The following is a 12,140-nucleotide window of genomic DNA, read 5'->3' as shown; positions in this document are numbered from 1 at the left end:
CTTACGACTTGCTCACATTGCTCACATTGCTAATTTATTTGTCAGCATTATGCTAATTTAATAGCTCATTGCTGCAGTTTATATTCGTATATTGTAGATGATTAACGCTTCTGTTTCTACGGGTACTCAATGACGAACGCCCAGAAAGATGATTAACCCCAAAATTTGAACTAATTATCGGACGGTCTGTCTTAAATATCAATAAGATGCTTTAGAGATACATTTATTAAGCACAGAAAGCAAATCCATATTTTTCATGACATTATCATTGATAACTAAACCAGATTAGCGCAATATTCCTGAAATTTAGCTCATTCTAACGTTGTTATATGATGAAATCATATGGGTGTTTTCGATAGCTTCAATAGGCTGAGATGCCAAAAATAAGACTGATTCACTATTGGTAAAATCAAAAAATGGTTAAAATCACAAACATGTTCATGATTTCATCTGCGATACAATCAACATTCACAACCTTTTGAGAATCGATATGCAATTTTCTTCTGCTCTGTCGTTTATTCGCCCAGCTAAAGGCTTTTTACGGTTAATTCCCCTCTCGGCCTTATTGCTGACCGCATGCGTGACAACGTCACAAGATACCACAAAAGGCACGTCGTCATCTTTAGATGAACAGTGGCAAAAACATCAAGCTCAAGTTGCTGAATTACGGGATTATCAAACCCGCGGCTCCTTCGTCTATATTGGAGGACAAGGTACGGGAACTGAAACTAAGACATATGCAAAGTTTTTTTGGCAACAATATACCCCAGAAAAATATCGTTTACTGCTCACTAACCCTCTTGGTAGCCGTGAACTTGAGCTCAATGTGGAGCCAGATTTAGCAAAATTAGTGACCAAAGAAGGTCAAACTCACATGAGCGATGTCCCCAGTGAGCTAATTTACCAACTGACTGGAATGGATATTCCTATTGATGATTTGACCGCATGGTTAGTTGGCTCTCCAGGTCGGGCAACCGAGTATACCCTTGATAGTAATCACCTGTTAAAATCAGTGACATTCAGCGTGAATGGCGAGACATGGAATTTGGATTATCTGTCTTACGATACTAAAACCTCGCCAATGTTACCAAGCCAGATGGAATTGCACCAAAAAGATAAAATTATCAAATTGAAAATGGACAGTTGGACCCTGAAAAAATGACGTTAACTTGGCCTTCACCCGCAAAATTGAATCTTTTTTTATACATTACTGGTCAACGTGCCGATGGTTATCATGAGCTACAAACGTTATTTCAGTTTTTAGATTACGGGGATCAGATTACATTCACATCCCGTCAAGATGACCAGATTAATCTGCTTACAACAATGGCAGGAGTTGATGTAGACAAAAATTTGATTGTCCGTGCGGCAAAAAGCCTACAAGCTCATTGCCGTACGATACTCAATCATCCAGGTCCACTTGGCGCAGATATTTGTATCGATAAAGTATTGCCTATGGGGGGAGGAATTGGCGGCGGGTCGTCGAATGCAGCCACTACGCTAATTGCATTGAATGAACATTGGGGAACTCAACTCTCTGATGACACTCTTGCTGAACTCGGTAAACATCTTGGAGCAGATGTCCCTGTGTTTGTTCGGGGTCATGCTGCGTTTGCAGAAGGGATTGGTGAAATATTAACCCCAGCGGAACCAAAAGAACGTTGGTACTTAGTCGCTCACCCCGGAATTGAAATCTCAACACCGATGATCTTCACAGATCCAGAATTAAATAGAAATTCTCCAAAACGCTCCCTAGCCGCATTATTACTGGCTCCGTACGCTAATGACTGTGAACCAATCGCAAGAAAACGTTTTCGTGAGGTTGAACAGCTAGTTTCTTGGCTGTTAGAATATGCTCCGTCTCGCCTGACAGGAACAGGTGCTTGTGTTTTTTCTGAGTTTGAAACACAAGCAGATGCCTTGAAGGTGTTAAATAAAGCCCCATCGTGGGTGCAAGGGTTCGTCGCTCAAGGAGCGAATGTTTCTCCGCTGCACAAGTTCCGCGCTGGGATAACCCGTGTATTGCACCAATAAGCGGTGGTTTATCCATCATTGCTGTTGGTCAACAATATCTCTCTGGACGCAAGCCTGAGGTTTTTCTCGTGCCCGATATGAAGCTTTTTGCTGGTAACGCTACACCGGAACTAGCACAACGTGTTGCTAACCGCCTTTACACTAATCTTGGAGACGCGGCTGTTGGTCGTTTTAGCGACGGCGAAGTCAGTGTTCAAATTAATGAAAATGTTCGCGGTGGTGATATTTTTATCATCCAGTCAACTTGCGCACCTACCAATGATAACCTGATGGAATTGGTTGTTATGGTCGATGCCTTACGCCGTGCATCTGCTGGTCGTATTACCGCTGTTATCCCTTACTTCGGTTATGCTAGACAGGATCGTCGCGTACGTTCTGCCCGTGTACCAATCACCGCTAAAGTTGTTGCCGATTTTCTGTCCAGTGTGGGCGTTGACCGTGTTCTTACTGTTGACTTACACGCAGAGCAGATCCAGGGCTTCTTTGATGTTCCTGTTGATAACGTATTTGGTAGCCCAATCCTTCTGGAAGATATGCTGCAGAAGAATTTAGAAAACCCAATCGTTGTATCTCCAGACATCGGCGGCGTGGTACGTGCTAGAGCAATCGCTAAACTGCTGAATGACACTGATATGGCAATTATTGATAAGCGTCGCCCTCGCGCAAACGTTTCTCAAGTTATGCACATCATTGGTGATGTTTCTGGTCGCGACTGCATCTTAGTTGACGATATGATTGATACGGGTGGCACACTGTGTAAAGCAGCTGAAGCGCTGAAAGAGCGTGGTGCTAAACGCGTATTTGCATACGCAACTCACCCAATCTTCTCAGGCAATGCTGTAGACAACATCAAAAATTCAGTCATTGATGAAGTTATTGTTTGTGACACAATTCCTCTTTCTCCTGAAATCAAGGCGCTGAACAAAGTTCGCACCCTGACCCTTTCAGGCATGCTGGCCGAAGCTATTCGCCGTATCAGCAATGAAGAGTCTATTTCAGCGATGTTCGAACACTAATTTGCTAAGCGGGGTCTGATGACCCCGTTTTAACATTTTCAGGTGTTGTTCCCGCGTCACATAGCAAGATAGTAGTATATAGCGCCCCTACCGTTGTTCATCAACCGTAGGGGCTTTATTTTGCGCGGACAAAAAATAAGAGTGAAATTCATCAATGACCAATTTCACTCTTATTTAAATTCGATAAGCTTAACTGTCTATTTCTTCAGCTACCGTTATGGGTAACGATGATTGTCATTACGTGGATGATGTAGTCGTTTCAGTAGACAGTAACGGTCTTCTACTTTTTCTCTACCACTCATTCTTGCACCCACCAACCAAACTAAAGCGCCAATGAAAATACCAAATAATGTGCCATTGACGATGATATCGGGTAGTCCTAATTCAACAACATGAGAAAATAGGTTTAAACCTATGCTGCCTACCATCCCTACCATACCCAAAACCATTAACCCATTACCGATCAAGTTAACCATTTTCCGTTTCATATCTACCTCCATTATCAGTACACTGATAAGCAAGCATTAAAAAAATTTCGGTAACACTTTGTATTTATGTAAAGAGTATAGCTCATTAAGTAAATTTATTTGCGATAAGCCTCACATGTACAAAAGAACTTCATAAAATCTACTCATAATGTGCTCTTTATCAATTAATAATATTTCTGAATAGTTCACTTGTTAATAATTTCCATGAAAACCTTATTGATGACAACTTTGTACATCCACCGCCTCACGAGGTAAACTATTCAATAATTTCTATACATTGACAGTGAAAAAGTCGCCGTGAGTAAAATAAAATTAATCGTTGGACTAGCCAATCCGGGTGCTGAATATGCACAAACTCGCCACAATGCTGGTGCATGGTATGTGGACTTACTGGCTAGACGTCATAATCAGTCGTTAAAAGAAGAATCTAAGTTTTTTGGATATACCGCACGTATTAATATTGGCGGTGATGATATTCGCCTGTTAGTACCAACCACATTTATGAACCTCAGTGGGAAATCTGTGGCGGCGGTAGCTAATTTTTACCGTATCAACCTTGATGAGATATTAGTTGCCCACGATGAGCTCGATTTACCTCCGGGGGTCGCAAAAATGAAACTCGGTGGCAGTAATGGCGGACATAACGGTCTGAAAGATATTCAAAGTAAATTTGCAAATAATCCAAACTTCTACCGTTTACGCATTGGTATTGGTCATCCGGGTGACAAAAATAAGGTTGTCGGCTTTGTTTTGGGTAAACCGCCGATGTCTGAACAAAAACTCATTGATGATGCCATCGATGAGGCATTACGCTGCACTGAGATTCTGTTATCCGATGGAATGGATAAGGCAATTAACCGCTTACATGGCTTTAAAGCCACAGCCTAAGAGTTGATTTCATCTAACACGAGTTTTTGTGTATAATCAGCGCCAATTTTCTAAACATCAGGGGCAGCACTCGCCTGCTCCTTGCTATTTAAGGTGAGAAACATATGGGTTTTAAATGCGGTATCGTTGGTCTGCCTAACGTGGGTAAATCCACTCTATTTAATGCATTGACCAAAGCCGGCATCGAAGCAGCCAACTTCCCTTTCTGTACGATTGAACCAAACACGGGTGTTGTGCCAATGCCAGACCCACGTCTTGATCAATTAGCTGAAATTGTGAAGCCTCAACGCATTCTACCAACCACGATGGAATTTGTTGACATCGCGGGTCTAGTTAAGGGCGCATCTAAAGGTGAAGGTCTTGGTAACCAATTCCTGACTAACATTCGTGAAACTGAAGCGATTGGTCATGTTGTTCGTTGTTTTGAAGATGACAATATCATTCACGTTGCAGGTCAAGTTGACCCTGCTTCAGATATCGAAGTTATTAATACTGAACTGGCATTGTCAGACTTAGATACTTGTGAGCGTGCTATTCACCGTGTACAAAAACGTGCCAAAGGCGGTGATAAAGATGCGAAAGCAGAATTAGAAGCGCTGGAAAAATGCTTACCGCACTTAGAACAAGCTGGCATGTTACGTTCATTAGATTTAACTGCGGAAGATAAAGCTGCTATCCGTTATTTAAGCTTCTTAACCCTGAAGCCAACAATGTACATTGCTAACGTCAGTGAAGATGGCTTCGAAAATAACCCTTACTTAGATAAAGTTCATGAAATTGCGAAAGCAGAAGGTTCAGTAGTTGTTCCTGTTTGCGCTGCAATTGAATCCGATATCGCAGAGTTAGATGACGAAGAACGCGATGAGTTTATGGCTGATTTAGGTATTGAAGAGCCAGGTCTGAACCGTGTGATCCGCGCAGGCTACGAATTATTAAACCTGCAAACTTACTTCACCGCTGGCGTGAAAGAAGTCCGTGCATGGACTATCCCTGTTGGTGCAACTGCTCCACAAGCCGCAGGTAAAATCCACACTGACTTCGAAAAAGGCTTTATCCGTGCGCAAACTATCGCATTTGAAGATTTTATCAAATACCGTGGTGAGCAAGGCGCAAAAGAAGCCGGTAAGATGCGGGCAGAAGGTAAAGAATATATTGTTAAAGACGGTGATGTGCTGAACTTCCTATTTAACGTTTAATTAACAATTTATTCCGTTTTTATCAATTGAAAAACCTAAAGTGCTTCATGCTTTAGGTTTTTTTTCATCGTTCAATCACATGAAGTGCAGTCCTACAAAGCCTCATCCAGACTTAAACACCTATCACCTACCCCATTCTTATGCGCCACAATATCCGCCATAATCGCTAACGCAATTTCTGGTGGGGTTTTACTGCCAATAGGAATACCAATCGGGGCATGTATCTGCTCTAACATCTCAATCGTTAAACCACCTGAATTTAATAAACGCTCTCTGCGCTTGGCGCTTGTTCGAGTTGAGCCCATTGCACCAATATAAAATGCTGAAGTATTAACCGCTTCCATCAGCGTTAAGTCATCTATACGGGGATCATGAGTTAACGACACAATTGCTGTATTCGATGTGCTTGGATTTTCCTCTAAGAAACGCGCAGGAAATATCTTTTTAATCTCAATTTGTTCTGCAATTTGCCCGGCAAAACGAGATAGCTCATCCTCTCTATGCTCACAAATAATCACTTCAAAACCAAGGGCTAAGGCAAAATTTGCACAATAAACACCCACGTTAGAGATGCCTGCAATAATTAATTTAGGCGGAGCAGTAATATAAAACTGAATATCATTTCCATTGCGTTCAATATGAGTTGGGTGCTGAGAATCTTGAACTGTAATAATTTCGCTCACATTAGGTAAGGTAAGCTTTTTAATAATAGCGGAGTAACCAAGAAGTGCAGTTTGAATTTGAATTAGGTATTGATAAGAAAATTTATTTTGTGGTAAATACTCAATGAGTACATCTAAGCTACCATCACACGGTAAATTGACTTTGGCTTCTACACCACCTTGCCCATAACGAACAACTTGGCTATTTTTTAAATACTGACCTTGTTGAATTCGTTGAATAAAATCTTCTTCAATACATCCACCAGAGAGAGAGCCTACATATATTCCATCTCCCTTAGCAACCAATAATGAACCTGGACTTCGCGGAGATGAACCATAGGTGCTCAACACCGTACATAACCAAACAGGTTCTTCCCTTACCCATTGAATTGCTTGAGCAATAACGGAAACATCTTCACGCAGCATATTGAATTCCTATTGATTTTTATTCGGGAGATAATCAATATCTTTAATGACATTTTCATCATTTATCTGCATTTCATAAACAAATTGATGTTGTAATATTGATTTTGCACCATCATCCCCCGATAAGTGCATTAAGTTCTGTCTATATTTTGCCGATATTCCTACCGGATGTCCTGGAATTCCGTTATATACTGGGCGTACCAATGAATATTTGTTTAATTTACGCCCAACCTGAATAAATATTTCACGGTCAATATATGGCATATCCGCTAAATGAATTAACCATCCATCCCAATTGGGTGTATTTTTAACGCCTAACGCTATGGATTTTCCTAATCCATCACTATTTAGCAAGGAATGTGGGATATTAAATTGTAAACAATTATTAATAACACCCTCATTATCAGAACGCGTTATTACGTGGATAGGAAATCCACTACCTATTGAATTTAAAAGTGTTTTTTTAAAAACTGTTTGTTGCTCAAGGATATAATTTAATTTACTTCCACAACCACCAGTATTTTGAAAACGTTCACTTTTTCCAGCCGCTAATATTAATATGCCTATATTCATGATTTACATTATACATAATTGTACTTATTGTTTATATTATAAATAATAAGTACAGAATTACTATGGCAACTTTTGCTGCATTAATTCAGTCAATTCCAATCATATTTAGATGATAATTTTTTGATATATAAAAATTTATATTACGACACGAAGCAATGAAATAAAAAATAATAATGTGAAGCAATGAAAAATAAGTGTAAGGGTTTATTATGAGCAATAATCATGTCGGACTATCCCGCAGACACTTTATAAAATGTGCTGTCGTTGCTGGGATCTCTTGTTATATCGCCCCTTTATATAGCCGAGCTTTTGATGTGCTATTTGAGGAGAAAATTCTACAAGCCCCAGACTGGAATCCTGTCGATAAAAAAATTAAATTTCGCATGGATGGCTATGCAAAAGTACAAGGCGAAAAAGTCTTTGCTAGAGATATTCGAGCGCGCGATATTCCCCATTGGCCCAAACAACAAGGGCATGCTTTTCTGCTACGAGTAACCCAAGCAGATAAAATTTATGAAGGTTTTAACCTCGATTTACTCAATAACGGGTTAATGCCTGACCGTATTGTCACTGCAAGTGATTTAGAAAAAGATGGCGTCGCATTTCCTGAATTCTACGGCGATGACCTACTACTTCCGACTGGAAAAACCCCTGCATATTTAGGCCAAGCCGTTGCTTTGCTTGTTTACCATGACTTTGCCAAATTTAGCTTTGCAAAAGAAACACTCAAATTTCGTGATGACGTGATCCAATACGGTGCATATACAGGTCCATTGGAACGCGACCCATGGGGCAGCTATCGAGGGGTTCGTATCGGTGGTGAAACGCCATTTTCTCCCGATGTTTATTCTAGCCTGAAAGATATGCCGATCTCCCCGATTGGAATGAAAAAGCACTTACCTATTTGGCCAGAAGGTCGTGAAGGTGGAAAGCTCGACGAGGAAGGCATGTATTATGCGGATGAGCTTGCCAAACTGTTGGAAAAACCGCCCGAAGATTGGCTAATTATCAAACGTAAATATGCCTCACAATCTATCGATACCTCTGCATTAGAACCGGATAATGCCAATGGTTGGTACGATGCTAAAACACAATCATTTCATTTGGTTATCCCTACCCAGTCACCACAGGAAGTTGCAGGTTCACTCCCTGAAATGCTGGCGAAAAGCAAATTCCCTATCAAGCAAATTTTCTTACACCCTTGCTTTACTGTAGGTTATGGCTCAAAAGACCATACCCCATTCCCGTATTATGGTGCGATGGCAACGTTATATGGTGATGGTGTACCGATCCGTTTAGCCAATGACCGTTATGAACAGTTTCAATCCACCATCAAACGCCATGCGTTCGACATGGATTACACTCTCGCAGTTAATAAGAAAACCCATAAAATTGAAGCACTTTCAGCTTCATTTATTGGTGATGGTGGTGGTCGATGTAACTTTACCCCTTCGGTTGTCATGGTAGGCGCGACCGGCGCTCAAGCTATCTATTATATTCCTCGAAGTGACCTATCTGCGGTCGGTATTGCATCGCGAGCTGTGGATGCAGGCTCCGCTCGTGGCTATGGGACATTACAAGCCATGGCTGCTACAGATATGTTGATGGAAGAAGCAGCAAAACTGCTCAATGCCGATCCTATAGAATTTCGCTTGAAAAATATCATTAAATCGGGAATGAAAAATACCCAAGGAGCGATCCCTGGAGGTGCAATTCGTGCCGATGAAGTGCTAATTCGCTGTGCTGACCATCCAATGTGGACAGAAAGAGCCTCACGAAAAGCCGATTTTGAAGCGAAGAATGCCGGTAAATTGTTTGGTACAGGAATTTCCTGTGTTCAGAAAGATTTTGGTACAGGTGCCGAATCCTCTTTTGCTCGCGTCGAGCTAACGCCTGAAGGGAAAATAGCGATTTACCATAGTGGGGCTGAAATTGGGACAGGAATGTCCACATCCCAAGCCGTCGTATGTGCTAGATGGTTAGGTAAACCCGCAGAAGAAGCCCATTTTTCTGTCATCGACTGGTCTGTATTGCCTATGGTATCCACAGGGAATCCATTTGCCATGTCACAAGATGAGCAAAATAAACTTTCGTTAGATCCACTTTGGACACCGAATTATTGCTCTCCTGCGAGTGCCAGTAACTCCGCTTATTACTTTACTCATAGTACGGAAGAAGCCGCTAGATTAGTCTTTGAGTATGGGCTTTGGCCTGCGGCAATGTCTATTTGGCAAGAAGGTATTGGTGGTGGACAAGCGGCACCATTAGTCGTACGGCGTGAAGATGCTCGCTGGGTCGCTAATGGACTTACCGCCGATGGCTTAGAAGTTCTCAGCTTGCAGCGTTTGATCGACCGTACCTTTGAAATGGGAGGCTTAACAGGTGCCGTTTGCCATGTGTTTAACCGTTGGGAATGGGCGGAAGCTGATTTCCATATAAACGATGAAACTCGTCGTCTCCCTATTGACGGACTATCACTACGTTTTGCCAATAAAGATTACCAAGTTTGGAAACGTCAAAAAGCCTACTATCCTGATACCCAAAGAAATAATGCTGGCGTAACTTATTACAGTGCTGTCGCCACCGTTTCAGAGCTTGCTATTGATAAAGCAACAGGCCATGTAGAGTTACTCGACCACCATAGCGTAGTGGAATGCGGTAACCTGATTGTCCCTCAGTTAGTTTCTGGACAAATTCAAGGTGGGCTTGCTATGGGAATCGGTCATGCGCTCCATGAATATTTACCTCTGTATGAAGATGGACCGGGCAATGGAACGTGGAACTTCAACCGTTACCACTTACCTCTGGCAAGTGAAGTCGCTGTTTGGAAACAAACCAGTGAAATCCTTCCGGGGTTATCCGAAACCGATCCACCGAAAGGGGTCGCTGAAGTCGTTATGATCCCCGTCGTTTCTTCCATCGTTAATGCGATAGCTGATGCAACAGGACACCATTTTTTAAGCCTACCTGTTCGCCCTAAAGACATTCTAGAGGTATTATCATGAGCCTAAATTTACTTCCACTTACCATCAACATTAACGGTCAGCAATATGGACCGATGGATGTGCCTGAAGGTCTCATGATGATCGACTTTCTTCACGAATATATCGATCTCACAGGCTCTCGACTTGGCTGTGGACAAGGAATTTGCCACGCATGCGTAGTGATTTTAGATAACCCATCGGGTACGAGTGAAGAAGTACGAACCTGCATCACAGGAGCGCACTTCTTCAACAATAAACGCATTCGTACTATCGAAGGGGCTGCCACTAAAGAAGAAAATGGTGAAGTTAAACTATCCCCTGTACAGCAAGCATTTATCGACAATTTTAGTTTCCAATGCGGTTACTGCACCCCCGGTTTTGTCAACGCAGCAACAATTTTTGTTGAAGAATTACAACGTAATCCAATTGCAGAAGCTGACTTGGAAGATGCGATTAAAGAAGCCCTGAATAACCACATTTGTCGTTGCACAGGTTATGTTCGCTATTATGAAGCAGTGCGTGATGTCGTGATGAGTACTCCAGGGCTGATCAAGGAGACGATAAAATGATTAAGCGCATTATTTTATGGTTAATAGCAATAGCTATCGTCGTCTGGGCGGTTCTCTATTGGTATGAAAGTCGCAAACCCGACGGTCCAGTACAAAAAGTCACAGCAAGTGCAGAAGAAATCGAACGTGGTCGCTACCTCACTCTTGCTAGTGATTGTGCAGCATGCCACACCAGTGCTAATGGTGCACCGCTAGCGGGAGGTTTTCCACTTGATACGCCATTTGGTACCATTTATAGCAGTAACTTAACCCCTTCTGCTGATTATGGTATCGGCCGATGGACTAAAGAAGAGTTCCACAAAGCGTTAACTGAAGGGATTTCGCCACCGAGTAAAAATCTTTACCCTGCGATGCCATATACATCATACAAAGGAATGACGCGTAGCGATTCTGATGCCATCTATAGTTATTTAATGAGCCGCCCTGCGGTAGATGTCGCTCCACCAGAAAATTCTCTTCCATTTCCACTAAATCAGCGTATGGCAATGATTGGTTGGAATCTTTTATTTTTCAATGATAAACCGTTACCTAATAGCTCTCAAGGTAGCTCACCTGAATGGGTGCGAGGTAAATACTTGGTTAATGTGTTAGAGCACTGTGCTGAGTGCCATACACCAAGAGGGATATTTGGGGAGATGGAGTTAGATAAGTACATGAAAGGTGGCTCATTAGGTCGTTTTACTGCCCCTGATATTACACCTGAAGCCCTTGCTGCACGCGGTTGGAACAAGGAAGACCTGCAACAGTTCTTTATGACGGGACTGGCGCCTCAAGGTTCAGCTTACAGTGATATGCATCCAGTTATTTATCTCAGCTCTCAACATTTAACACCGGAAGATAATAAAGCCATTGCAACCTATCTGATGGGGGACAATCCACCAGCCACATTACCACTCGAAATGGGGGAAGGTAATCCACAAGGAAAGCAAGTTTACCTCGAAACCTGTTCCGGATGTCACTCTTATGATGGTAGTGGAAAACCGAATGTGTCTGTAGCAATGAAAGGCAATTCCACATTACGTGATGTGGACAGTACCAACCTCATTAATGCGATTCTAGATGGTTTACCAGAACAACCGTTCCCAAATAACCAAAATATGCAAAGCATGCCGGGATTTGCGGACAAACTCGATGATCAGCAAATTGCGAATTTGGTGAACTTCCTTCGAGTCCAATGGGGAGGGCAACCAGCAGATGTCACCCCAGAACAAATTAAAGCACTACGTCAATAAATAGCGATTAGTTACATAAAGGCTTACTGGATCCCAGTAAGCCTTTTTATTTAGCACTCTCTGCATTTACCC

At 42.1% G+C, this 12,140-nt stretch carries 11 protein-coding genes; 8 read left to right on the top strand and 3 right to left on the bottom strand.

The features are described 5' to 3' along the window. Positions 1–490 precede the first annotated feature (490 nt). The 3 genes from lolB to prs all read left to right on the top strand — a co-directional run bounded on the left by lolB (position 491) and on the right by prs (position 3,050). On the top strand, positions 491–1,162 hold the full coding sequence (gene lolB / locus EL244_RS08155) for a lipoprotein insertase outer membrane protein LolB (protein WP_112836666.1): 672 nt from the start codon (positions 491–493) through the stop codon (positions 1,160–1,162). After that, complete coding sequence (ispE, locus tag EL244_RS08150) at positions 1,159–2,034, top strand: 4-(cytidine 5'-diphospho)-2-C-methyl-D-erythritol kinase (protein ID WP_126460064.1); 876 nt, start codon at positions 1,159–1,161, stop codon at positions 2,032–2,034. The genes lolB and ispE overlap by 4 nt, the downstream gene beginning before the upstream one ends. 68 nt (positions 2,035–2,102) lie before the next feature. After that, on the top strand, positions 2,103–3,050 hold the full coding sequence (prs, locus tag EL244_RS08145) for a ribose-phosphate diphosphokinase (RefSeq protein WP_039854115.1): 948 nt from the start codon (positions 2,103–2,105) through the stop codon (positions 3,048–3,050). Between the two features lie 215 nt (positions 3,051–3,265). Here prs and EL244_RS08140 read toward each other — a convergent pair whose 3' ends face one another. Further along, positions 3,266–3,538 carry a DUF2583 family protein gene (locus EL244_RS08140; protein WP_126460061.1) on the bottom strand — a complete coding sequence of 91 codons (273 nt, stop codon included), beginning with the start codon at positions 3,536–3,538 and terminating at the stop codon, positions 3,266–3,268. 297 nt (positions 3,539–3,835) lie between these two features. Between EL244_RS08140 and pth the strand changes: the two genes are divergently transcribed. Together pth and ychF are read left to right on the top strand one after the other, a co-directional pair. Next, on the top strand, positions 3,836–4,426 hold the full coding sequence (gene pth, locus EL244_RS08135; RefSeq protein WP_006813187.1) for an aminoacyl-tRNA hydrolase: 591 nt from the start codon (positions 3,836–3,838) through the stop codon (positions 4,424–4,426). 104 nt (positions 4,427–4,530) lie between these two features. Further along, positions 4,531–5,622, top strand: coding sequence for a redox-regulated ATPase YchF (gene ychF, locus EL244_RS08130; RefSeq protein ID WP_006813188.1), 1,092 nt, complete (start codon positions 4,531–4,533; stop codon positions 5,620–5,622). A gap of 92 nt (positions 5,623–5,714) precedes the next feature. Here ychF and EL244_RS08125 read toward each other — a convergent pair whose 3' ends face one another. Then, positions 5,715–6,710 carry an XdhC family protein gene (locus EL244_RS08125; protein WP_126460058.1) on the bottom strand — a complete coding sequence of 332 codons (996 nt, stop codon included), beginning with the start codon at positions 6,708–6,710 and terminating at the stop codon, positions 5,715–5,717. 9 nt (positions 6,711–6,719) lie between these two features. Beyond that, positions 6,720–7,283, bottom strand: a complete 564-nt coding sequence (locus EL244_RS08120; RefSeq protein WP_126460055.1) for a nucleotidyltransferase family protein — start codon at positions 7,281–7,283, stop codon at positions 6,720–6,722. Positions 7,284–7,492: 209 nt separating this feature from the next. Between EL244_RS08120 and EL244_RS08115 the strand changes: the two genes are divergently transcribed. The 3 genes from EL244_RS08115 to EL244_RS08105 are packed head-to-tail and all read left to right on the top strand — an operon-like array spanning position 7,493 to position 12,068. Then, positions 7,493–10,288 carry a xanthine dehydrogenase family protein molybdopterin-binding subunit gene (locus tag EL244_RS08115; RefSeq protein ID WP_112836658.1) on the top strand — a complete coding sequence of 932 codons (2,796 nt, stop codon included), beginning with the start codon at positions 7,493–7,495 and terminating at the stop codon, positions 10,286–10,288. Then, positions 10,285–10,836 carry a (2Fe-2S)-binding protein gene (locus tag EL244_RS08110; protein WP_006813192.1) on the top strand — a complete coding sequence of 184 codons (552 nt, stop codon included), beginning with the start codon at positions 10,285–10,287 and terminating at the stop codon, positions 10,834–10,836. The genes EL244_RS08115 and EL244_RS08110 overlap by 4 nt, the downstream gene beginning before the upstream one ends. Further along, complete coding sequence (locus EL244_RS08105; RefSeq protein WP_006813193.1) at positions 10,833–12,068, top strand: c-type cytochrome; 1,236 nt, start codon at positions 10,833–10,835, stop codon at positions 12,066–12,068. Before EL244_RS08110 ends, EL244_RS08105 begins: the two co-directional genes overlap by 4 nt. Positions 12,069–12,140: the final 72 nt, after the last annotated feature.

The organism is Providencia rustigianii (genome assembly GCF_900637755.1).
Taxonomy (GTDB): Bacteria; Pseudomonadota; Gammaproteobacteria; order Enterobacterales; family Enterobacteriaceae; genus Providencia; species Providencia rustigianii.
Note: the sequence above shows the minus strand (reverse complement) of the source record. Positions and strands in the feature narration are given on the sequence as shown.